This window comes from Nonomuraea sp. KM90, from assembly GCF_052246675.1.
In the GTDB taxonomy this organism is placed as follows: Bacteria; Actinomycetota; Actinomycetes; order Streptosporangiales; family Streptosporangiaceae; genus Nonomuraea.
This window is the reverse complement of sequence record NZ_JBQQCB010000070.1, coordinates 1-21,973: the sequence shown is the minus strand read 5'-3', so window position 1 is coordinate 21,973 and position 21,973 is coordinate 1. Positions and strand designations below refer to the sequence as shown.

Here is a 21,973-nt window from a genome sequence, read left to right as displayed (position 1 = left end):
CGGCCTAGAATCGGCCACATGAGCAGCGCGTCCTTGTCCGAGCAGCCCTCCGACGACCTGGCGCTCGACCAGATCGGCCCGGCGCTGTCACGTCTGCGACGACGCGCACCGGCATCGAGCAAGGATCTCTCCCGCAACCTTGTACTCAACGTGATCGCCGACGCGCCGGGCGAGACAACCGTCGGTGGCCTCGCTGCCGAGATGGGCGTCGCCCAGCCGGTGGCCAGCCGGACCGTCGCCGCCTGCATAGAGGACGGGCTGCTGCGCCGGGCGGCGTCCCAGTCCGACGGACGCCGCACCGTGCTCGAGCTCACCGAGCACGGCGAGGCCGAACGCAACCGCTTCGCCGCTGAACAGCGCAAGGCGTTCGAAGAGATCACTGCCGCCTGGTCGCCGGAGGAGCGGATCCAGTTCGCACGCCTGCTGGCTCGATACGGAGCTGACGCCACCGCATGGTCCAGGAAACAGGCCACAAGCCGTGACTGAACGAGCAGCGCCCCGACCTGGGCTTGGCGGGCCAGGTCCGCCCGCGTAGCGGGCCATGTGGTGTCAGGCATCAGAACGCGACCAGCTCGACGCCGTCGCCGCTGGATCGAACGCCAGGCCACGGAAGACGCTCGACTGGGACACCCCCGGCCAAGCGCCTCGCGGAGCTCTTGGCAGCCTGCGGCTGACCTGCATGTAGGCCCGGCGTTCGGGTCGGCATGCTCTCCCGATGCGGCCCGTCGTCGCCCCCGAGCACTACAGCTTGTAGTTTCTAAGCTCACCTCCGACACGGCTGAAACCATGACCAGGAAGCGCACCCCACGTGAACCCTCTGACCGAAGTCGTCCTCACCCGATTCGGCGACGCCCCGCTACGGATCGGCACCCGTACCTCCACCATGGCCATGATTCAGAGCCGCCATGTTGCTGAACTGGTCACAAAGCTCGTTCCCGGCATCTCCGTCGAGATCGTGCCGACGCAGGTCAGCGCCGACCTGTGGCCTGGTGACCTGGCGGAGATCGGCGGCAAGGGCGCCTTCAGCAAGGAAATCGACCGCGCCTTGACCAGCGCACGGATCGACATCGCCGTTCATTGCATGAAAGACGTTCCCGGTGACGTCCCCCTCGCGGAAGGAACCGCGTTCGGCGCCTACCTGCCGCGCGACGACGTCCACGACGTCGTGGTCACCCGCGGCGATGTCCCCTTCGCGGAGCTCCCGCCCGGGTCGCTCATCGGCACCAGCTCCGTACGCCGCCACGCCCAGCTCAGCATCCACCGGCCCGACCTCAGGGCCGAACGCATCCGGGGCAATGTCGACACGCGCCTGAACCACCTGGACAAAGAGGACGGCAAGTATGCCGCCCTCATCCTGGCCCGCACCAGCCTGATCCGCCTCGGCCTGCTCGACCGCTACCACGAGATACTGCCCCTGGAGTTCCACAGCGCCGAGGACGGCATCGTCTCCATGGTGCCGCCCGTGGGCGCGGGCGTCATCGGCCTACAGGCCCGCACCTCCGACACCCCGGTCATGCGGCTCCTGGACGAGCTCAACCACCCGCTGACCGCGCGCCACATCCTGGCCGAGCGCACCATGCTGCACATGCTGTCCGGCCACTGCAACAGCCCCATCGCAGGGCACGCCTCCACCACCCCAGACGGACAGATGGGCCTGTTCGGGATGGTGTTCAACAGTGACGGCAGCGCCTTCGTCCGTTCCCACGCCTGGGGGGAGCACTCCGACCCGGCCGCTCTGGGAGCATCCGTCGCGGCCGACCTGCTCCGCCAGGGCGCGCGTAACCTGATCACCGCCACCCGGAAATGACCTGCGGGGCTGACGTACGGCCCGGTCTCGCGGACAACTCGCACAGCTGTGCTATCGCCTCCCACCTGCTCGTGCTCGACGAGGTGGGCGCCGACGCCTACGACAGCCGAGGCACCCGCCACCACCCCGGGCTCGGCAGCGACGGGCGTGACGGGTTCACCCTCCGAGATCGATCCGCCGGGTCGACGTTCAGAGACGAGCCGCTAGCGAGTCGAATCGGGTACGTCGGGCAATCCGCACCCGAGCTGGCAGTACAGCTCCAGTTGGTCGAAGTACTCCCGATGCGTGGCGATCTTCCCGTGGGCCACGTGAGCCATGCAGGAACCGCGAATGGCAACGCGGCGGCCGGTCGCCTCCAGCTCGCTCCCGTTCGGCAGGAGGAAGGGGCCCTGATGCGTGCCGGTGAGCGTCCACTCGGTGACGGCAGGATCGTCACAGGCGACCTCCAACCAGGGCGTCTGCTGAAGGTCGGGAAAGGCCTTGAAGAGCTGCTCCCAGAACCAGGCGATCTGCTCATGGCCCTCCAGCACGCCGGAAGGCGCTACGAACACGGCCTCGGGCAGGTAATTGTCGAGGACGGCGGACACATCATGAGCGTTGATCGCCCGATACAGCCGATGCTTGATCTCCCAGCCAGTAACCATCCCAGCTATCCCTTCCCCCTAGGGCGACTTACCTTCTACCCGCCCGGAAGCCGACGAGTACGGGTTGTTCTCCTTTTGACCTGGTGTTTTTGACCTGGAGTGCCCCAGCATTCACTGGCTGCTCTCGGAGGGTTGACCAGGCCGCCTCGGCGCCCCCCGCGCCCGGCATCCCGGACCGCCGGAGACTCGCGCCGCACCAGCGAAGCCGGAGCGGAGTGCTCTCCCGACCCGACCGCGCGCACTGCCGGACCGGCACCCGGCCGGCCCCCCGAATCTGACTTTGGGCCTTGCGCGGTGGCAGCCGATCCGTTAATCCTTAGGAAACTTTCTTAAGCATTAAGCCTCGAGGAGTGGTCACGTGCTGCGAAGAATCCTGGCCCCGCTGGTCGCGCTGTTACTGGCCACGGGGGTGCTCGCGGTGCTCCTGCCGGCCGCGGCGAACGCGGCCGCCTGCGCGACCGCGTGGAGCACCTCCGCCGTCTACACCGGCGGGGCGGTCGTGTCGCACAACGGGCACAACTGGTCCGCCCGGTGGTGGACCCAGAACGAGGCCCCCGGCAGCGCCGACGTCTGGGCCGACCAGGGGTCCTGCACCGGCGGCAGCGGCGGCGGGGGAACGGCCTGCTCCTACCCGAACTGGGTGGCCGGTCAGTGGTACGGCGTGGGCAGCATCGTCCGCTACACCGACGGCAACCACTACATCGCCGTACACGAGAACCCCGGGTACGACCCGGTCATCAGCCACTGGTACTGGGACCCGCACACCTGCTCCGGCGGCCCCACCGACCCGCCGGACCCGTCGGGGTTCGTCGTGACCCAGGCCCAGTTCAACCAGATGTTCCCGAGCCGGAACTCCTTCTACACCTACAGCGGCCTGGTCGCGGCCATGAGTGCCTACCCCGCCTTCGCCAGGACGAGCAGTGACACGATCAAGAAGCAGGAGGCCGCCGCCTTCCTCGCCAACGTCAACCACGAGACCGGCGGCCTGGTCCACATCGTCGAGCAGAACACCGCCAACTATCCCCACTACTGCGACCCGAACCAGCCGTACGGATGCCCGGCCGGGCAGGCCGCCTACTACGGCCGCGGCCCCATCCAGCTGAGCTGGAACTTCAACTACAAGGCCGCCGGCGACGCGCTCGGCCTGCCCCTCCTGACGAACCCCTGGCTGGTGCAGCAGGACGCGGCCGTGGCCTGGAAGACCGCCCTGTGGTACTGGATGACCCAGAACGGCCCCGGCACCATGACGGCCCACAACGCGATGGTCAACAGCCGCGGCTTCGGCGAGACCATCCGCAGCATCAACGGCAGCCTGGAGTGCGGCGGCCGCAACCCCGCCCAGGTGCAGAGCCGGGTCAACGCCTACCAGCGCTTCACCCAGATCCTCGGGGTCTCCCCCGGCGGCAACCTCACCTGCTGACGGCCTGACACCCGGAACCCGCGCGCCCGCCCGCTCTTCGCCGGCGGGCGCGCGGCGCTCCGACCAGGAAAATCCCATGCCCCAAGTTGAACCGGACGTTATTCACGATCTACCCCAAAGCGGGCACGTATACGGCCTTCAGACCTGGGAGCCGACATGTGTGGCATCTGCGGATGGGTGGACTTCGAGCACGACCTGCGGCAGGAGCGGCAGATCGCGCAGGACATGACCGACACGATGGCGTGCCGTGGTCCCGACGACGAGGGGCTCTGGACCGCTCAACACGCCGCCATCGGGCACCGCAGGCTCGCCATCATCGACCTCGAGGGCGGACGCCAGCCGATGGTGGCCGACGGCGAGGGGCGCGAGCCCGCCGTCCTCACCTACAGCGGAGAGGTCTACAACTTCGGCGAGCTGCGCGCGGAACTCACCGCCCGCGGCCACCGCTTCCGCACCCGCAGCGACACCGAGGTCGTGCTGCGCGCCTACCTCGAATGGGGCGCGGACCTGGCCGAGCACCTCAACGGCATGTACGCCTTCGCCGTCTGGGACGCCCGCTCCGAGCAGCTGCTCCTCGTCCGCGACCGCATGGGCATCAAACCCCTGTACTACTACCCCACCCCCCACGGCGTGCTGTTCGGCTCAGAGCCGAAGGCCATCCTCGCCAACCCGCGGGCCCGCCGCGAGCTCGACGCCGACGGGCTGCGCGAGCTGATGTCGTTCATCAAGACGCCCGAGCACGCCATCTTCACCGGCATGTACGAGGTGCGCCCCGGCCAGGTCGTCACCGTCAGCCGCGACGGGATCCGCAAACGCCGTTACTGGCAGCTGGACTCGCACGAGCACTCCGACGACGTCGGCGAGACCGTCAAGACCGTGCGCACGCTGCTCGACGACATCGTCGCCCGCCAGCTCATCAGCGACGTGCCCCTGTGCGCCCTGCTGTCCGGCGGCCTGGACTCCAGCGCGATCACCGCCCTGGCCGCCAGGCACCTGCGCGAGCAGCACCTGGGCACCGTACGCTCGTTCTCCGTCGACTTCGCCGGCTACACCGAGAACTTCAAGCCCGACCTCACCCGCTCGACGCCCGACACCCCCTACGTCCACGAGCTGGTCCCCCACGCCCGTACCGACCACACCGACATCGTGCTCGACTCGGCCGAGCTGATGAACCCCGGCGTGCGCTCGGCCGTGCTGCGGGCGCGCGACCTGCCGACCGGCATCGGCGACATGGACAGCTCGCTGTACCTGCTGTTCAAGGCCATCCGCGGCCACTCCACGGTGGCGCTGTCGGGAGAGTCGGCCGACGAGGTGTTCGGCGGCTACCGGTGGTTCCACGAGCGCGAGGCGGTCGAGGCCGACACCTTCCCGTGGCTCGCCATCCCCGGCGCCGCCCCGCACACCGGCGTGGAGCGGCTGCTCAGGGACGACCTGGCGGACGAGCTGGACCTGCCGGGCTACAGCGAGGAGCGCTACCGCCAGGCCCTCGCCGAGGTGCCCCGGCTCCCGGGCGAGACGGGCCACGAGCGGCGCATGCGCGAGATCTCCTACCTGCACCTGACCCGCTTCGTCCAGCTCCTGCTCGACCGCAAGGACCGGATGAGCATGGCCGTGGGCCTGGAGGTACGGGTGCCGTTCTGCGACCACCGCCTGGTCGAGTACGTCTTCAACGTGCCCTGGGCGCTCAAGACGTTCGACGGCCGGGAGAAGAGCCTGCTCCGCGCGGCCGCGTCGGACCTGCTGCCCGCGGGCATCCTCCAGCGCGTCAAGAGCCCGTACCCGACCACCCAGGACCCCTCCTACGACCAGGCCCTGCACGAACGGGCCCGCGTCCTGCTCCAGCGGGAGGACTCACCCGCGGCCCGGCTGATCGACTGGGACCGGGCCCGCGCGACCGTCGACCAGCCACCCGCCCCGGGGAACCGGGCGGCTCTGGAGCGGTTCCTGCAGCTCGACGAGTGGATGCGGAACTACGGGGTCGAGCTCGCGCTGTGAACCGCACCCGCCTCCGACTGGAGAAAATGTCCAACCTGGACATATCATCCGACGTGTGACGCAGACAGATCCCCGCGTGCGGATGTGGTCGCCGGTGTGCGAGGCCATCGCCGCGCTGCTGGCACCGCACGCCGAAGTGGTGCTGCACGACGCCGCGAACGACCGCGTGCTGGCCGTGTGGAACCCCATGTCCAGGCGCGGCGCCGGTGACCCGTCGCTGCTCGGCGAGCTGGAGCGGCTCGACCCGGCGGGCAACGACGTCTACGGCCCGTACGAGAAGCTGCTGTCCGACGGGCGGCGGCTGTCCTCGGTCAGCGCCGTGCTGCGCGACGACGGCGGCGAGCCGTCGGCCGTGCTCTGCGTGAACCTCGACCGCACCCCGATGGAGCAGGCGGCGGCGCTGCTGGCCGCGTTCGCCGCGCCGACCGCGCCGCGCCCCGAGGCGCTGTTCGAGCAGGACTGGACCGAGCGCGTCCACCGGATCGTCGGCGCCTACGTCCGCGAGCACGGGCGGGGGGTCGAGCGCCTGACCCGCGCCGACCGCCTCGCCGTGCTGGCCGAGCTCGACCAGGCCGGCGTCTTCGCCGTCCGCCGCGCCGTCCCCGTCGTCGCCGGCGCGCTGAAGACCTCCCGATCCACCCTGTACGCGCTGCTCGCCGAACTCAGAAGGAGCCGCCCATGAGCCGACTGCCCGACTTCCGGCTGGAGGTCTACTTCTCCCGCTGGGAGTTCACCGCCCGGCACCACCTGACGGCGTCCGACGCCCAGACCATGACCATGGCCGAGCTGCTCTCCCTCGCCGCCCCCGAGGACGTCCACGCCTGGGAGACGCTCTCCCTCGGCTACACCGAGACCTACGGCGCCCTCGAGCTGCGCCAGGCCGTCGCCGACACGTACGACACGGTCGGCGCGGACGACGTGATCTGCTTCGCCGGCGCCGAAGAGGCCCTCTACCTGGCCATGCAGGTGCTGCTCGGCCCGGACGACCACGCCGTGGTGCTCACCCCCAACTACCAGGCCGCCGAGACCGTGCCCATGTCGCTGTGCGAGGTCACCGGCGTGGCCCTGGACCCCGAGCGCGACTGGGCGCTCGACCTGGACGCCGTCGCCGCGGCCATGCGCCCGAACACCCGCGTGGTGTCGGTCAACTTCCCCAACAACCCCACCGGCACGCTCATCCCCGCCGCCGACCTCGCCCGCCTGGCCGCGATGTGCGACGAACGCGGCATCCACCTGTTCAGCGACGAGGTCTACCGCGGCCTCGAACTCGACCCGGCCCGCACGCTCCCGCAGGCCGCCGACCTGTCACCCACCGCGCTCTCGCTGAACGTCACCTCCAAGTCGCTCGGCCTGCCCGGACTGCGGATCGGGTGGATCGCCTGCCGCGACCGCGAGCTGCGCTCCCGGCTCGAACGCGCCAAGCACTACACCACCATCTGCAACTCCGCGCCCAGCGAGGTGCTCGCCCGGATCGCGATCAAGGCCAGGGACCGGATCCTGGAGCGCAACCGGGGCATCATCGCCACGAACCTGCCGCTGTTCGAGGAGTTCTTCACCCGCTACGGCGACCTGTTCGAGTGGCGGGCACCCGACGGCGGCTGCGTGGCCTTCCCCCGCTACCTGGGGCGCGACGGCGTGGAGTCCTTCTGCACCGAGCTGGTCGAGACGGCCGGCGTGCTGCTGCTGCCGGCCGGCATCTACCGCTCGGAGCTGACGGCCACGCCCGGCGACCGGTTCCGGGTCGGGGTCGGGCGCAACGATCCCGGGCCCGCCCTGGACGCCCTCGCCTCGTTCCTGGACGGGCGCCGATGAGCCTGCCGGGCAGGGACCGGTAGGTGCCCTTACTCCTCGGGCAGGACGTCGCGCAGCAGGCGGCGCGGCCCGGGGCGGCGCTTCCACTCGCGGGGGTAACCGAGGGAGACCTCCTCGAAGCGGACCCCGTCGTACCAGGTGACGCGGGGGATGTGCAGGTGCCCGTAGATCATCGCCGCGGTGGGGTGGCGGCGATGCCAGTCCCCGGTGGCGGTGGTGCCGCACCACTGGGCGAACTCGGGGTAGCGCAGCACGTCGGTCGGCTCGCGTACGAGCGGGTAGTGGTTGACGAACACCAGCGGCACGTCGTCGTCCAGCTCCGCCAGCCGCCGCTCGGTGAGCTCGACCCGCGCCCGGCACCAGGCCTCGCGGCTCGGATAGGGGTCGGGGTGCAGCATGTACTCGTCGGTGCAGACCACGCCGGTGCTGTGGGCGTAGGCCAGCGCGCTGTCCTTGGTGGGGTGGCCCTCGGGCAGGAACGTGTAGTCGTACAGGAGGAACAGCGGCACGATCCGGACCGGCCCGCCCGGCCCCTCCCACAGCGGATAGTCGTCCTCCGGGGTGAGGACGCCCAGATCCCGGCACAGACCCACCAGGTGCTCGTAGCGGGCGGCCCCCCGCAGGTCCGGCGGCTCGTCGGGCATGGTCCACAGCTCGTGGTTGCCCGGCACCCACACGACCCGCTCGAAACGGCCCGCCAGCAGCTCCAGCGCCCACCTGATGTCGGCCGGCCGCTCCGCGACGTCCCCGGCCACCAGCAACCAGTCGCCGGGCGTGACCGGTTTCAGGTCCTCCACGATGGCTCTGTTCTCGGGGTAGGCGATGTGCAGGTCGCTGACCGCCAGCAACCTGCCCTCGGATTCGGGAGCGGGCAAGGGGTGTCTCCTTCCGGGATGCCCTTCGAGCATGCCATGGGGAGCTCAGCGGAGCATCACGTGACAGGCGAGTTGCAGGGCCAGGCGGGTGGCGGCGTCGTCGAGATCGAAACCCGCGGCCTTGATGCGGTCCAGGCGGGTGGTGATCGTGTTGCGGTGCACGCCCAGCCGCTCCGCCGCCTTCAGCGCGCCGCCCTCGTCCAGGACCGCGGCCAGGGTCTCCAGCAGCGTGCCGTCCCTGTCGATCCCCAGCAGCGGGCGCAGCACGACGGCGGCCGGCGCCCGCAGCACGCCGGTGGGCAGGGCGCCGAGCAGCTCCGCCGGGCCCATCCGGTCCGCGCGCAGCACCGTACCCTCGACCGCCACGAACGCCGCCGCCTGCGCCCCCAGCAACGACTCCGCCACCGGCTCCAGGCCCTCGACCTGCGCGCCCACCCCTCCCGCGCACGGCCACGGCATCGTCCCGAGGCAGTGCTGGACGCGTCCGGCCAGCTCGGCGGGCCCCAGCGCCGACCAGCCCGCCCACCCCTCGCCCCGGACCAGCACCGGGACCTGGCCGAGGCCGGCGGTGATGAGCGTCTGCGCCAGCGGGGCGTCGTCCGTCTCCGCCGGCGGGCGTACGTGGTAGGCGGTGAGGGGCCCGCGCACCGGCCAGCCCAGCGCGATCGCCGCGGTCCCCGCGTCCTCACCCGCCACCGCCTCACCGGAAACCCCGGGGCCCGACGGCGCACCGAGGGCGGAGGTGGCGGATCCGGTGAGAAGGCGCTCGGCGAGGGAGGCCTGGAAGGCGAAGTCGGCCGCGGCGCGCAGCCGCTCCTGCGCCGCCCAGGCCGTGAGCGGCGCCACCGCCAGCCCCAGCACCGTACGCACCACCGACGGCCACCCCGGCGAGCGCGACGAGCCGCCCGCCACCAGCGTGCCCAGCACCACCTCCTCCTGCCCGGGCACCGTCACCTCGGCCGACCACCGCCCCGACCGCGCCACGGGCGAGTCACCGGCCGCGTCCCGGCGGCCCGCCAGGTAGCGGCCGTACCGGTCGAGGAAGGCCACCGACGTGCCCGGCAACTCCGCGTTCAGCACGCCCAGCACCCGCCGCGCCGACGCGCCCGCCTCGGCGAGCCGGGTGGCGCAGCGGGCCACGAGCTGCGTACGGGCCGCGTCCGGACGCGAGGCGGCCGAGGCGACCCGCACCGCGACGATCAGCGGATCCTCGTCCACGAAGATCAGCGTCACGCCGAGCCGCTCCGCCAGCACCTCCCCCGAGCCCTCGCTCAGCCCGCCCGACGGCGCGATCACGCAGGCCGCCGCCTGCTCCCAGGCCCGGCGCATGGCCATCTCCACCGCCCAGCCGCCGCTGGCCGCCGCCCCGATCAGCACCACCGCCGTGTGCGGCGCGACCGTCCCGAACACCGACAGCTCGTCCACGATCCGCACGCCCCGCACGGGGTTCTCACCAGCGCCGTACATGCGCGCCCCGGCCAGCGGCCCCGCGTTCACCAGCTCGGCCACCGTGACCGGCGCCTCCCACCCAGGCGCCCGCATCCCACCGTTCACCGCATCCCACCGTTCACCGCATCCCACCGTTCATCGCAACCCCCAGCTCACCTGCAACGCCGAAGTCACCCGCGGCCCCCGGCTCACAGCGGGATCCCGAACGCGCGCGGCCCGCCCAGAGCCAGCCCCCGGTCCGTGTGCCACACCGGCGCCGCCCGCACCACCATGATGTCCAGCTCCAGGCCAGGCTCCGCCTTGTCCACGTCCACCACCATCCCGTCGGCCGTGGAGATCATGCAGATCTGGTCCGGCACCGTCGCCACCACCGCCCCGTCGGCCAGCGCCAGCACGATCTCGTTGTGCGCCTCCAGCCGCACCAGCCGCCGCAACCCCTCCGACTCCCGCAGCACGATGCTCGACGGCAACGACGGCAACGCCAGGTCGGAGCCGTGCCCCGTGCTCCCCTCCACAGCCAGGATCCGCCCCCGGCACAACGTCCGCACCCCGTACGGCGCCGCCGCCGACCGCGGCACCCCCGGCTCCCCCGCCCGCATGAGCAGGCTCACCGTCCCCGGCACCAGCACCCGCGCCAGATCGCCCGCCGCCATCGGATAGCACGCCGCCACCGCCCATCCCCCCACCGACAGCACCACGGGACGCAGCAGCTCCTCCACCCGGCCGGCCCCCGTCTCCAGCAACACCAGCTCCCCCGACCCGCCCGCCAGCGCCAGCGGCACCGGGCTCATCCCGCCCAGCGCGTACGTCGTCTGCTCCACCAGCGGGAACACCCGCCCCGTACCGTCGCCGTCCACCAGCGGCACCCCCAGCGCGGCCGCCCCGATCAGCGGCACCAGCGCGTTCTCCGCCGCCAGATTCAGCGCCACCACCGCCCCGGCCCGCTCCCCCAGCCTGCGCTCCAGCGCCCGCACGGCCCGCTCCGGCTCGTCCCCGGCCGGGAGCTGCTCCCCCAGCGCCGTCGTGGAGCCCACCAGGCTGATCGCCACACACAACGTGTCCGGCGCCAGCTCCCCGGCCGCCACCAGCTCCACGCCCCGCCCGACCACCGACCGGGCCCAGTCGAGCGCCAGGTTGTACGACGAGTCCGCCGCCCCGGTCGCGAACAACCGCGACCCCACCGAGAACCGGCCCAGCCCGTCGCGATCGATCAGCCGGCCCACGGCAGCCCACCAGCCGTCACGCGCACCCGGTAAAGCCCGTCCGGCAGGTACGACAGCGGGTTCACCGTGGTCTCCTCGATCCTGGCCGACCCCGGCGCCGCCCCCGCGCTGACCACCCGGGCCAGCGCCTCGTCCCTGGCGTCCTGGAGCACCCGGTCCAGCTCCGCCCGCCCGCGCGCCTGCACGATCCGCTCCACCTGCGCCTCCGGCTGCCCCAGCGAGGCGCCGTACGCCGCCGCCACCCCGTCGGAGACCTCCTCGCCCAGCACCGGCCGGCCCCGCGCCAGGCTCGCCGCCGCACCCAGGTCGCAGGCCAGCGGATAGCGCCGGAAGTAGTGCGCCGCCACCAGCCCGCTCCCCGACCTGGCGAAATACGCCGGCACCCCGGGCAACTCCCGGGCCACCTCGTCGGCGATCCGCCCCGCCTCCGGTCCGAGCGCCGCGTTCCGGATCGCCTCCGCCTCCCGCTCCCGCAGCCCGGGGTGCCCGAACTCGTACGACAGCGTGATCCGCGCCTCCGGCACCTCCGCCGCGATGATCGCCGCCACCGCCAGCTCGTGGTCGGTCAGCATCGGCGAGCCCGTAGCCGTCACGGCGAAGTCCGTCAGCCCGCACGTGGCCGCGAACCGCCGCACGGCCTCGGTGTCCAGCGGCGCCAGCGGCCTGCCGGTCACGCTGTGGCCGCCCCGCACGATCGTCGCCACCCCCGAGCCGACCACCGGGCGCAGCGCCTCCGGGCACGGCCCGCCGACCCGGACGGCCGCCACCGGAGCCGTACGCACGCCGCCCAGGTCCACCGCCACGCAGGCCCGCTCGGCCGAACGCGCGACCGCCCGCGCCACCGGCCAGGTGGCCGCGCCGTCCCTGACCGCCACCACCACCGGCGCGGCCTCACCGAGCGCGACCCCGACGATCACTCCAGCTCGCGCCCTTCGGTCTCCGGCAGCGGCAGGGCCAGCAGCGCCGTCGCCACCATGAACGCGTTGATGATCAGCATGGTCGCGGTGAAGCCGGTCGCGTTCGCCAGCAGCGCGCCCACCGCCGACGGCGCCACCGTGGTGGCCACCAGCTGCGCCGCCGTGGCCCAGGAGTAGCCGGTGCCGCGCAGGGCCGTCGGGTAGAACTCGCCGTTCCAGGTGTTCCAGACGCCCCACGCGCCCATGCTGAAGAACGCCAGGACGAAATTGCCCAGGTACAGCCCGACCATGGACTCGGCGGTGGCGAACCAGAGCCCGCCCAGCACCGCCGCCACCACGTAGACCAGGAAGACCTTCCGGCGGCCGAAGCGGCCGGTCAGCAGCGAGGCGCTCACGTACCCGGGGATCATCAGCAGCGCGCTCAGCGCGGCGAAGCCCAGCGACGCCGACAGCGTCAGGCCCCTGTCCTGCAGCAGCGTGGGCAGCCACGTCTGCAGCCCCCAGTAGCCCCAGTTGAAGACGAAGTTCAGCAGCAGCATGACCACGGTGATCCGGGCCAGCCCGCCCCTGAACAGGTCCAGCGGCCGCCCCACCCGGTGGCTCGCCACCGTGAACGTGGCCTCGGCGTCCGGGCTGCCCAGCGAGCGCAGCACCGCCCGCGCCTCCTCCTGCCGGCCGCGCGCGGCCAGCCAGTACGGCGACTCCGGCACCCACGCCCTGATCGCGAACGCCCACAGCCCCGCCGCCGCGCTGGCGATCACCACCACGTGCCAGCCCAGGTCGCCCAGCGACACCGACGCGCCGATCGCGGCCAGCATGCCGATCGGCCACCCGATCGACAGGTAGACGGCCGCCCGGCCACGGTGCCGGGTCGGCAGCAGCTCCAGGAACAAGGGGAACGTGATCGTGTACACGCCGGCCAGCGCCAGGCCCGAGGCCACCCGCAGCGCCACCAGCACCTCCATGTTCGGGGCGAACGCCGAGGCCAGCGCGATCACCCCGTACGCCAGCAACGACCAGAACGCCGTCGGCCTGCGCCCGATCCGGTCGGCCACCGGCCCCCACACCAGCACGCCCGGGATCATGCCGAACGCGACCGCCGACAGCACCACCCCGACGCCCGCCTCGTCGATCCCGAGCTTCGTGCCCAGATCGCCGGAGACGTAGACCAGGGCGAGCTGTTCCCACGACTCGATGACGAACGCGATGAACAGGGCGAGCGCGATGAGCACGTGCCGTCGGGTGAACGGCATGCGGTCGAACGCCGCGCCGATGGGCAGCGTCCGGGAGTCGGTGGCGGTCATGCAAGCTCCTCGGAGGGGGGCGGAATCTGGCCGCACCCTACGGCGGCCCCGCGCCGGCTCACCTGTGCGCACCGCCCTGACCGGCCCCCTCACCTTGTGCGGCCCGCCCTGACCGCCCTCCCTGATCGCCCGCGGTGACACCGCACGCCCGCCGGTCCGCGGGTCGCGGGCACGGCCGGGCGGACCGCCCTCGCGGGCGGTCCGCGATCTGGCCTGCGGGGTAATAACGGTCCCGGGGGTTTGCCGGGCCACAGTTTCACGCCGGGCGCCTTTACTTAGTAGATTCCGAATGCAGCCAGTGGCGCAGCCTGGTCGTGGCCAGCTCCATGGCCGTCCGGTTGGCGTTGGTGTCGCGCAGCAGGTCCACCATGGCGAAGTCGTGCACCATCCCGGCCAGCCGCACCGCCGTCACGTCGCAGCCCGCCTCGCGCATCCGCCCGGCGAACGCCTCGCCCTCGTCGCGCAGCACGTCCGCCTCGCCGTTCATGACCAGCGCCGGCGGCAGGCCGCGCAGATCCTCGACGCGCGCCCGCAGCGGCGAGGCGTGCGGCTCGGCCCGCTGGGCGGGGTCGGTGGTGTACTGGTCCCAGAACCACTTCATGCCGTCACGGTTGAGGTAGTAGCCGGTGGCGAACTGCTTGTACGACTCGGTGTCGAAGTTCGCGTCCGTGACCGGGTAGAACAGCACCTGGCCGCACAGCCGCACGTCACCGTGCTCCTTGGCCATCATCGCCAGCACGATCGCCATGTTGCCGCCCACGGAGTCCCCGGCCACCGCCATCCGGGACGAGTCGAGGCCCTTCTCCGGGCCGTGCCGCATCGCCCACTGGGCGGCGGCGTAGTTCTGCTCGATCTGGGTGGGGTACTTGGCCTCGGGCGCGCGGTCGTACTCGGGGAAGACCACGGCGGCGTCGCAGCGCACCGCCAGCTCGCGCACCAGCCGGTCGTGCGTGCGGGCCGAGCCGAACACCCAGCCGGCGCCGTGGATGTAGAAGATCACCGGCAGCGTGCGGGTGGCGCCCTTGGGCTTGACGATCCGCACCGGGATCACGCCGGTCGGGCCACCCTGCACCTGGATCCACTCCTCGTCGATCTCCGGCTTGGGCACGTCCGGGTCGGACTGGAGCTTCTCCAGCACCTCGCGGCCCTGCTCCGGCGGGAGCTCGTAGATGAAGGGAGGCTTGGCGTTGGCAGCCGCGAACTGCTGCGCCGCCTTCTCCAGCACGACGTTCCTGCTGGTCATCGTGGTCATGGGTGGTCTCCCGGCCGCTTATCGGTGTTTCGACATGCCGAGGTGTTTCTGCCTGGTGTTCCGTCCGGGTGACCGCCCTGATGGGTCAAATGTCGGCCAAGTTCACTGCCGTTTGAGCTCGTGCTCCAGCTCCTCCAGCTCCGCCCCGCCCGCCATGAGGGCGGTCAGCTCCTGCGGGGTGATGTCCGCCTTGGCGTATTCGCCCATGCTCGTGCCCCGGTTGAGCAGCAGGAACCGGTCCCCCACCGGGTAGGCGTGGTGCGGGTTGTGGGTGATGAAGACCACGCCGAGCCCCCGGTCGCGGGCGCGGGCGATGTAGCGCAGCACCACGCCGGCCTGCTTGACGCCGAGCGCCGAGGTGGGCTCGTCGAGGATGAGGACGCGGGCGCCGAAGTGGACGGCCCGGGCGATGGCCACCGACTGCCGCTCGCCGCCGGACAGCGTACCGACGGGCTGGTCGACGTCGCGGATGTCGATGCCCATGGCGCGCAGCTCCTCGCGGGCCACCCGCCGGGCCTTGGCCACGTCGAACGCCAGGCCCTTGCGGGGCTCGGAGCCGAGGAAGAAGTTCCGCCAGACGGACATGAGCGGGATCATCGCCAGATCCTGGTAGACGGTGGCGATGCCGCGGTCGAGCGCGTCGCGCGGGCTGGCCAGGCGCACCTCCTTCCCGTCCACCAGGTACGAGCCCGCGTCGTGCTGGTGGATCCCCGAGAGGATCTTGATGAGCGTGGACTTGCCCGCGCCGTTGTCGCCGAGTACGCAGATGACCTGCCCGGCCGCCACGCCCATCGACACGTCGCGCAGCGCCAGCACCGAGCCGAACGCCTTGCCGATGCCCCTGGTCTCCAGGATCAATGCTTCACCTCCTCCGCGTACCGCCTGACCAGGCGGTTGGCCAGCGTCGCCAGCAGCAGCATCGCACCGAGGAAGAACTTGAACCAGTCGGCGTCCCAGCCCAGGAAGACGATGCCCTTGTCGGCCATGCCGAAGATCACCGCGCCGATGGCGGCCCCGATGGCGGAGCCGTACCCGCCGGTGAGCAGGCAGCCGCCGATCACGGCGGCGATGATGTAGATGAACTCCTGCCCGATGCCGATGTTGGCCTGCACGGACGTGTAGCGCAGCGCCAGGATCGAGCCGACCAGCCAGGCGGCGAACGCGGTCGTCATGAACAGCGCGATCTTCGTACGGGCGGCGGGCACGCCCACCGCCCGGGCGGCCTGCTCGTTGCCGCCCACCGCGAAGATCCAGTTGCCGGCCCGGGAACGCATCAGCACCCACGTGGCCACCACCGTCACCAGGATCCACCACAGGATGGCCACCCGGAACGAGGTGCCGCCGATGTCGATCGTCCCGGCGAAGATCGCGTTCGCGCCCTCGAACCCCTCGGCCCGGCGCAGCCCGCTGACCTGCACGGTCCCGGTGAGGGCCTTCGTCACCCCGAGGTTGACGCCCTGCAGCATGAGGAACGTGCCCAGCGTCACGATGAAGCTGGGCAGCCGCGTCCTGGTGACGACCATCCCGTTGGCGAACCCGACGGCCAGCGCGACCACCAGCCCGGCGAGCATCGCCAGCCACACGTTGAACCCGAAGCGGGTGGCCAGCGTGACCAGGATCAGCCCGCTGGTGCCGGTCAGCACGCCCGCCGACAGGTCGAACTCCCCGCCGATCATCAGCAGCGCCACCGCGACCGCCATGATGCCGAGCGTGGCGGCCGGGTCGAGCCAGTTGGCGATGCCGGCCGGCGACCGGAACACCGGCGACTGGGAGGCGAAGAAGACGAACACCACGACGAGTCCGACCACCGCCCCGAGCTCGGGTCGGATGAGCAGGCGGCGGGCCAGGCCGACGTGGCCGACCCGCTCGTCCGCCGCAATCGTCATCGCGTCCCCGCCTCGGCCAGCTTGGCGACCTGGTCGGCGGTGTCCTTGGTGACGAACCCGGGCCCGGTGTTGACCGGCAGGCCGCCACCGACGGTGTTGAGGTTGGCCTTGTACAGGTTGAGGAAGGTGATCGGCAGGTAGCCCTGCAGGTACTGCTGCTGGTCCACGGCGAACAGGACCTCGCCGTCCTTGATCGCGGTCACCACGTCGGCCGACAGGTCGAACGTGGCCAGCTTCGCCTGCGACCCCGCGTCCTTGATCGCGTCCCTGGCGGCGACCGCGACGGCCGGGTTGAGCGACAGCACGCCGTTGACCTGCTGGTCGGACTGGAGCTTGGCGGCGACCTTGGAGGTGACGTCGGCCAGGTTGCTCACGTCCACCTGCAGCCGCTCGACCGTGCCGCCCAGCGTCTCCTCGGCGCCCTTGCAGCGCTGGTCGAGCCCGACGTTGCCGGCCTCGTGGATCACGCACAGCAGCTTGGTGACGCCGGCGGCCTTGAGCTGCTCCCCCGCCCCGCGCCCGGCCACGTCCTCGGACTGGCCGACGTGGGTGATCGCGCCGAACGCCTTGGAGGAGTCGGCGCCCGAGTTGATCGTCACGACGGGGATCTTCGCCGCGACGGCCTTGCCGATGGCCTCCTTCAGCGCGTCGGGGTTGGCCATGGAGACCACGATGCCGTCGACCTTCTCCGAGATGGCCTGGTCGATGAGCTGCGACTGCTTGGCCGGGTCGCCGTCGCCCTGGTAGGTGACCTGCGCGCCGTACTGCTTGCCCGCGGCCTCCGCGCCGTTCTTGACCACGTCCCAGAAGGAGTCACCGGGCGCTCCATGGGTGATGACGGCGAACTTGCCGCCGCTCCCGCTCCCGGCCGGGGCGGGCGCGGAGGAGGCCGGCGGGGCGCTCTGCGCGGTCTGACCTCCCGAGGAGGAACAGCCGGTGACGGCCAGCGCACCCAGCAGTGCCAGCACGATCGGGGTTCGTCTCATAGGACACCTCCAAGACCAACGGGCTAGCCCTGGTTCTACCCCAATGTCATCTGTTTGTATAGACATGCGGACTTATGCCCGGCACGTTCACCCGTAGTTCAGAGTGATCAACGATCATGAGGAGATGCCTGTGCGTGCCTTCTTATCCACGATCCTCCTGCTTGTCACCCCCCTTCCGCTCGCCGCCGCCGTGCCCGCCGCCGCCTCCGGGGTCGCCACCGTCACCGCGACCGCCGAGACGCCGTCGCTGTACGACGACGAGGCGGGCGGCTTCGCCAACGGCGACGACCCGGCGATCTGGGTGCACCCCACCCGTCCGGGCAGGAGCGTCGTGATCACCACCGCCAAGGAGGGCGGGCTGTACGCGTACGCGCTGTCCGGCGCCCAGCTCCAGCACCTGCCCGCCCAGCCGCCGCCCGGTCCCGACCACGAGCCGGGACGGCTCAACAACGTCGACCTCGTCCACGGCTTCCGCCTGTCCACCGGCGCCACGGTGGACCTCGCGGTGGCCTCCGACCGGGGCCGCGACCAGCTGCGCGTCTACGCCATCGACCCGGCCGCGGCCGCCGCCGGCCGGCCGCCGCTGACCGACATCACCGACCCGTCCGTGCCGTTCGTCTTCAACACCACCCAGGAGGAGGTGGACGAGGCGGAGACCGCGTACGGGCTGGCCGTCAGCGGCACCCGCGTGGTCGTCAGCCGCCGCCACCAGACCAGGCTCGGCCTCCTCCAGCTCACCGCCGCCCCCGGCGGCAAGGTCACCTACCACTCCGTCCGCACGCTCGACCTGCCCGCCACCTTCCCCCTGCCCGACGGCACCACCTGGGTCCCGTGCGGCGAGCCGGGCGAGCTGGCGCAGATCGAGGGCATGGTCGTGGACCGCCCCCACGGGGTGCTGTACGCGGCACAGGAGGACGTCGGCATCTGGCGCCTGCGCGCGGACCTGACCGGCCGTCCGGTGCTGATGGACAAGGTCAGGGAGTACGGCCGCCAGGACACCTACGACCCGGAGACCGAGGAGTGCGTCCCCGGCCAGGACCGCGGCTACGGCGGCGACCACCTGTCGGCCGACGCCGAAGGCCTGACGATCTTCGAGGACGGGGACGACGGGGAAGGCTACCTGCTGGCCTCCAGCCAGGGCGACGACACCTTCGCCGTCTACGACCGCGAGGACAACGACCACCTGGCCCAGTTCCGCGTGGCCACCGGCACCCGCACGGACGGCGCCGAGGTCAGCGACGGGGCCATGGTCACCAGCGCCTCGCTCGGCAGCGCCTTCCCGGAGGGACTGCTGGTCGTGCACGACGGCGCCGACACGCCCGGGGACGGCGACCGCGAGGTCACGAACTTCAAGTTCGTGAGCTGGCGGATGGTCGAGAAGGCGATCGACTAGGGCCGTCAAGCCCTATGTTCACCGCCCGCCTAGGGCTTGACCTGCGCATTAACGAACAGACGCGAGACACGTGCAGCGGGAATGAAACATGTCGCCTTGATGACGCGTGACATCTATTCACACCGTCACACCTCGCTTGACCTGCAGATATTCAGCGGCCCGACCCAAGCGAACCCCTCTCGAAAGGGAGGGGAGACCGAAGGGAGACCGCGAGTCCCGGACTGGCCTTCCGACCAAAGCATCCGGACGGAAGGCCAGTCCGGGAATGTGGCCCGGCCGGGCGAGGCGGTCAATTTGCTGGAGGGCTGCATCGATGGGTTGCGGCCGAACCAGCGCCGGGACAAGGCCAGCTACATGGCGCGGCTGGCGCACGCGCATGCCGCCGCCGGGGCGCCGGACACGGCGGCGGAGACGGCCAGCGACGCGCTGGTGATCGCCACGGAGGTGGGGTCCCAGTCAGTACGGTCGGAACTGGCACGGTTGAACACGACACTGCTGTCACGGTGGCCCGATCAGCCGCAAGCACTGGCGTTCAACGACCTAATCACAGCAGCGTGAGAGGGCAGCGGCCGGTCCGCCATTCACAACGCTGTGGGAACAGGTCCGACGTCACCTGTGGTCGTGCGTGATGAACACCACCGCACGAACAGAGGCAAGGAGATAGTCCGAGCTGAAACGTCACCACGATCTACATCCGCAACACGAGGCAGAAGGCGACCGGCTCACCCTCGCCCAGCACCGCGACGTCCTCAGTTTGGCCGGCTGGCTGGCGCTCCTGGTTGGGTGCGTCGAGGCCGACACCAGCGATAATCGCGCCGCCGAAGCGACCCGCCAGGCCGCGCTCTCGATCAGAAGGCATGGGCGCGGGCCAGGGACCGGCGTTAGGTTGAGGTCGCCGGCCGACGTTCTTGGCGGCCACCTTGATGGCCTGGGCGTGGAGCAGGCAGGTGCGGGGCTGGCGAACGTCGCGGTAGTACCTGTGGCACACCGCCGACGACGCACCGCTTTGCCGCCCCCGAGGCCGCCCGCCGCCCACGGCGGAAACCCGCGGCATGATGGTTCTGCAGCCGCTCCTATGGGATGGGCAGCAGGGGCAGGCTCCTACCCACGGCTGTGGTTTCGATTCCAAGGTCGAACACTACGTGGAATGCCACCGATGGCCGATCCCATGGCTGCCCTTCGATTACCTCGTCTGCCAATTCCTGGCTCACCTTCGTAAGGATGCGGAAGAGGGTGGGCAGATCGGCCGTGTCACGGGAGAGGAGCGCTTCTGAACCAGCAAAGACCAGCACTATGGTTTGCATGGGGTACCACTCGTAAATATCAGCCAGACATTCGTCGAACGCGGGCCAATTGCGGCCGAAGTAGTCCGGGAACAAAAGCTCTCTAGCTATGATCTCGAAGAAGTCGTCGACAGTTGTCATCGTCGCCGAATCTAGGCAGAAGATCGCCATGTCCCCTTCGCTTACGAGTATCCTCTGAGGCTCAACAGCATCATCCGCCCTGTACAGCCATGGCGGCTCAGGACGCGAGAGACGTTCGGCCAGAATCTCAAAGTTCATGATTGCCTACCTGAACCGCGTGAACGTTTCATAGTGGTTGCTAGTATAGTAGGCGCTTCCGTCACTGCCTGTCACCAGACGCTCCTCGCCTCTATTTACTCCTCGGGTGTACGGATTGACATCCCACTCTTCATAGGTGATTGCATTTCCATCTGCGTCGGTTCTGGGGAGGATCTCGCCGCCCCCTCGCCCATCATTTTCAAAGGTCCTTCCGCCCCTGTAGCCAGGAGGAGGAGTCCCATGTGTGCGTACGTGATCAGCAGTGTCATGTGGCTTCTTCGGCACCGGGCCGATCTTTGGCCCCCCGAGTCGACCCATGGTTCCTAGCGCACCTGCTGTACACCAGACGCCACGCGCGGACTTCTCCATGTAATGCGACTCACAGGAGTCTTTGCCCTGACCGCTACCTGCCTTGCATGCGTCGCTATTAGGGTCAACCCACGACGGATTCTTGGTCGTGCATTCAAGGCGTGCGTTGGCGTAGTCGCCGTTGACCGCCTCCATCGCGCATTCCGTGTTCCCGCCGAACTGCGATCCGAGGCCGGCAAGCCATTGACTCCAGTCTTTGGGGGAGTGTCAACTTAACGGCTGATCTTGGGTGTTGAAGTGTTCAGAGGTTGGCAGGGGTGAGGCGGCCTTCGAAGGCGATCTGGAAGGCGTTCAAGGGTGCCTTCCAGCGCATGGTCCATCGCTTGCGGCCCTTGCCCGTGGGATCCAGGCTCATCAGCGCCATGAATACACACTTCAGGGCCGCGCTCTCGTTCGGGAAGTGGCCGCGGGCGCGGACTGCCTTACGGATGCGGGCGTTGACGCTCTCGATGGCGTTGGTGGAGCAGATGACCTGGCGGATCTCGACGTCGAAGGCCAGGAAGGGCACGAACTCCGCCCAGCTGGTCTCCCACAGCCGCACGACGGCCGGGTATTTGCGCCCCCAGAGCTCGGAGAACTCGTAGAACCGCTCCAGCGCCGCTTCCTCGGTCGGGGCGGTGTAGACGGGCTTGAGCGCACGTGCGATCTTGTCCCAGTCCTGGCGGGCGGCGTACCGGAAGGAGTTGCGCAGCAGGTGGATCACGCAGGTCTGGACGATGGTGCGCGGCCAGACCGCCTCCACCGCCTGCGGCAGGCCCTTGAGCCCGTCGCAGACCAGCATGAGAACATCGTCCACGCCGCGGTTCTTCAACTCGGTCAGCACCGCCAGCCAGTGCTTGGCGCCCTCGCCGCCGTCGCCGGCCCAGATGCCGAGGATGTCGCGGTGGCCTTCGACGGTGACGGCCATGACCAGGTAGATGGGCCGGTTGGCGACGTGACCGTCCCTGATTTCGACGTTGATCGCGTCCACGAACAGGACTGGGTACACGCGATCGAGCGGCCGGTTCTGCCATTCGGCCATGCCGTCCATGACCTTGTCGGTGATGGTGGAGATGGTCTGCTTGGAGACCTGGGCGCCG

Annotated in this window: 21 protein-coding genes; 8 read left to right on the top strand and 13 right to left on the bottom strand. The window is 70.5% G+C overall.

Going from position 1 to position 21,973, the window contains the following annotated elements:
• Positions 1–18: 18 nt before the first annotated feature.
• Both ACTWPW_RS41815 and hemC read left to right on the top strand, forming a co-directional pair.
• Positions 19–486 carry a MarR family winged helix-turn-helix transcriptional regulator gene (locus tag ACTWPW_RS41815; RefSeq protein WP_375117116.1) on the top strand — a complete coding sequence of 156 codons (468 nt, stop codon included), beginning with the start codon at positions 19–21 and terminating at the stop codon, positions 484–486.
• Between the two features lie 322 nt (positions 487–808).
• Positions 809–1,807, top strand: a complete 999-nt coding sequence (hemC, locus tag ACTWPW_RS41810) for a hydroxymethylbilane synthase (protein ID WP_443171935.1) — start codon at positions 809–811, stop codon at positions 1,805–1,807.
• Positions 1,808–2,010: 203 nt separating this feature from the next.
• Here the strand turns inward: hemC and ACTWPW_RS41805 are convergent, their stop codons facing one another.
• Positions 2,011–2,451 carry an ester cyclase gene (locus tag ACTWPW_RS41805; protein WP_375117114.1) on the bottom strand — a complete coding sequence of 147 codons (441 nt, stop codon included), beginning with the start codon at positions 2,449–2,451 and terminating at the stop codon, positions 2,011–2,013.
• 358 nt (positions 2,452–2,809) lie between these two features.
• On the opposite strand from ACTWPW_RS41805, the gene ACTWPW_RS41800 reads away from it, so the two are divergent.
• The 4 genes from ACTWPW_RS41800 to ACTWPW_RS41785 all read left to right on the top strand — a co-directional run bounded on the left by ACTWPW_RS41800 (position 2,810) and on the right by ACTWPW_RS41785 (position 7,678).
• On the top strand, positions 2,810–3,871 hold the full coding sequence (locus ACTWPW_RS41800; protein WP_443171934.1) for a glycoside hydrolase family 19 protein: 1,062 nt from the start codon (positions 2,810–2,812) through the stop codon (positions 3,869–3,871).
• 156 nt (positions 3,872–4,027) lie between these two features.
• On the top strand, positions 4,028–5,866 hold the full coding sequence (gene asnB, locus ACTWPW_RS41795; RefSeq protein WP_443171933.1) for an asparagine synthase (glutamine-hydrolyzing): 1,839 nt from the start codon (positions 4,028–4,030) through the stop codon (positions 5,864–5,866).
• 55 nt (positions 5,867–5,921) lie between these two features.
• Complete coding sequence (locus ACTWPW_RS41790) at positions 5,922–6,548, top strand: helix-turn-helix transcriptional regulator (protein WP_375117111.1); 627 nt, start codon at positions 5,922–5,924, stop codon at positions 6,546–6,548.
• Entirely contained in the window at positions 6,545–7,678 is a 1,134-nt protein-coding gene (locus ACTWPW_RS41785; protein ID WP_443171932.1) for an aminotransferase class I/II-fold pyridoxal phosphate-dependent enzyme, read from the top strand. The genes ACTWPW_RS41790 and ACTWPW_RS41785 overlap by 4 nt, the downstream gene beginning before the upstream one ends.
• A gap of 29 nt (positions 7,679–7,707) precedes the next feature.
• On the opposite strand, the gene ACTWPW_RS41780 is transcribed toward ACTWPW_RS41785, so the two are convergent.
• The 9 genes from ACTWPW_RS41780 to ACTWPW_RS41740 form a co-directional block, all read right to left on the bottom strand.
• The gene (locus ACTWPW_RS41780; RefSeq protein ID WP_443171931.1) at positions 7,708–8,553 is read right to left on the bottom strand and encodes a metallophosphoesterase family protein; all 846 of its coding nucleotides are present in this window, start codon (positions 8,551–8,553) and stop codon (positions 7,708–7,710) included.
• Between the two features lie 45 nt (positions 8,554–8,598).
• A complete protein-coding gene (locus ACTWPW_RS41775) occupies positions 8,599–10,107 on the bottom strand; it encodes a PucR family transcriptional regulator (protein WP_443171930.1) in 1,509 nt (502 codons plus the stop codon).
• Between the two features lie 83 nt (positions 10,108–10,190).
• Positions 10,191–11,225, bottom strand: coding sequence for a DUF917 domain-containing protein (locus ACTWPW_RS41770; RefSeq protein ID WP_443171929.1), 1,035 nt, complete (start codon positions 11,223–11,225; stop codon positions 10,191–10,193).
• Complete coding sequence (locus ACTWPW_RS41765) at positions 11,213–12,142, bottom strand: hypothetical protein (RefSeq protein ID WP_443171928.1); 930 nt, start codon at positions 12,140–12,142, stop codon at positions 11,213–11,215. Before ACTWPW_RS41765 ends, ACTWPW_RS41770 begins: the two co-directional genes overlap by 13 nt.
• A complete protein-coding gene (locus ACTWPW_RS41760; RefSeq protein WP_375117105.1) occupies positions 12,139–13,446 on the bottom strand; it encodes an MFS transporter in 1,308 nt (435 codons plus the stop codon). Before ACTWPW_RS41760 ends, ACTWPW_RS41765 begins: the two co-directional genes overlap by 4 nt.
• Before the next feature lie 271 nt (positions 13,447–13,717).
• On the bottom strand, positions 13,718–14,689 hold the full coding sequence (locus ACTWPW_RS41755) for an alpha/beta hydrolase (RefSeq protein WP_443171958.1): 972 nt from the start codon (positions 14,687–14,689) through the stop codon (positions 13,718–13,720).
• A 111-nt stretch (positions 14,690–14,800) separates the two neighbouring features.
• Positions 14,801–15,556, bottom strand: a complete 756-nt coding sequence (locus tag ACTWPW_RS41750; RefSeq protein WP_375117104.1) for an ATP-binding cassette domain-containing protein — start codon at positions 15,554–15,556, stop codon at positions 14,801–14,803.
• A complete protein-coding gene (locus tag ACTWPW_RS41745; RefSeq protein WP_375117103.1) occupies positions 15,553–16,584 on the bottom strand; it encodes an ABC transporter permease in 1,032 nt (343 codons plus the stop codon). The genes ACTWPW_RS41750 and ACTWPW_RS41745 overlap by 4 nt, the downstream gene beginning before the upstream one ends.
• On the bottom strand, positions 16,581–17,570 hold the full coding sequence (locus ACTWPW_RS41740; protein WP_364132109.1) for a sugar ABC transporter substrate-binding protein: 990 nt from the start codon (positions 17,568–17,570) through the stop codon (positions 16,581–16,583). The genes ACTWPW_RS41745 and ACTWPW_RS41740 overlap by 4 nt, the downstream gene beginning before the upstream one ends.
• Positions 17,571–17,694: 124 nt before the next feature.
• Between ACTWPW_RS41740 and ACTWPW_RS41735 the strand changes: the two genes are divergently transcribed.
• Positions 17,695–18,963, top strand: coding sequence for a phytase (locus ACTWPW_RS41735; protein ID WP_443171927.1), 1,269 nt, complete (start codon positions 17,695–17,697; stop codon positions 18,961–18,963).
• A gap of 99 nt (positions 18,964–19,062) precedes the next feature.
• Positions 19,063–19,521 (top strand): hypothetical protein, encoded by a 459-nt coding sequence (locus ACTWPW_RS41730; protein ID WP_443171926.1) that lies wholly within the window; start codon positions 19,063–19,065, stop codon positions 19,519–19,521.
• 515 nt (positions 19,522–20,036) lie between these two features.
• On the opposite strand, the gene ACTWPW_RS41725 is transcribed toward ACTWPW_RS41730, so the two are convergent.
• From ACTWPW_RS41725 to ACTWPW_RS41715, 3 genes are all read right to left on the bottom strand, one after another.
• Positions 20,037–20,525, bottom strand: coding sequence for a barstar family protein (locus ACTWPW_RS41725; RefSeq protein WP_443171925.1), 489 nt, complete (start codon positions 20,523–20,525; stop codon positions 20,037–20,039).
• 6 nt (positions 20,526–20,531) lie between these two features.
• Positions 20,532–20,843 carry a ribonuclease domain-containing protein gene (locus tag ACTWPW_RS41720; protein WP_443171957.1) on the bottom strand — a complete coding sequence of 104 codons (312 nt, stop codon included), beginning with the start codon at positions 20,841–20,843 and terminating at the stop codon, positions 20,532–20,534.
• A gap of 292 nt (positions 20,844–21,135) precedes the next feature.
• Positions 21,136–21,973 (bottom strand): IS256 family transposase (locus ACTWPW_RS41715; RefSeq protein WP_443171924.1); only part of this gene is annotated, 838 nt, incomplete at its 5' end.

Bases quoted from the DNA above. Each gene is read 5' to 3' on its own strand.
- ACTWPW_RS41815 (WP_375117116.1), top strand. From the start codon at position 19: ATGAGCAGCGCGTCCTTGTCCGAGCAGCCCTCCGACGACCTGGCGCTC.
- ACTWPW_RS41805 (WP_375117114.1), bottom strand. From the start codon at position 2,451: ATGGTTACTGGCTGGGAGATCAAGCATCGGCTGTATCGGGCGATCAAC.
- asnB (WP_443171933.1), top strand. From the start codon at position 4,028: ATGTGTGGCATCTGCGGATGGGTGGACTTCGAGCACGACCTGCGGCAG.
- ACTWPW_RS41785 (WP_443171932.1), top strand. From the start codon at position 6,545: ATGAGCCGACTGCCCGACTTCCGGCTGGAGGTCTACTTCTCCCGCTGG.
- ACTWPW_RS41760 (WP_375117105.1), bottom strand. From the start codon at position 13,446: ATGACCGCCACCGACTCCCGGACGCTGCCCATCGGCGCGGCGTTCGAC.
- ACTWPW_RS41755 (WP_443171958.1), bottom strand. From the start codon at position 14,689: ATGACCAGCAGGAACGTCGTGCTGGAGAAGGCGGCGCAGCAGTTCGCG.
- ACTWPW_RS41745 (WP_375117103.1), bottom strand. From the start codon at position 16,584: ATGACGATTGCGGCGGACGAGCGGGTCGGCCACGTCGGCCTGGCCCGC.
- ACTWPW_RS41740 (WP_364132109.1), bottom strand. From the start codon at position 17,570: ATGAGACGAACCCCGATCGTGCTGGCACTGCTGGGTGCGCTGGCCGTC.
- ACTWPW_RS41735 (WP_443171927.1), top strand. From the start codon at position 17,695: ATGCCTGTGCGTGCCTTCTTATCCACGATCCTCCTGCTTGTCACCCCC.
- ACTWPW_RS41730 (WP_443171926.1), top strand. From the start codon at position 19,063: ATGACGCGTGACATCTATTCACACCGTCACACCTCGCTTGACCTGCAG.
- ACTWPW_RS41725 (WP_443171925.1), bottom strand. From the start codon at position 20,525: ATGAACTTTGAGATTCTGGCCGAACGTCTCTCGCGTCCTGAGCCGCCA.
- ACTWPW_RS41720 (WP_443171957.1), bottom strand. From the start codon at position 20,843: ATGGGTCGACTCGGGGGGCCAAAGATCGGCCCGGTGCCGAAGAAGCCA.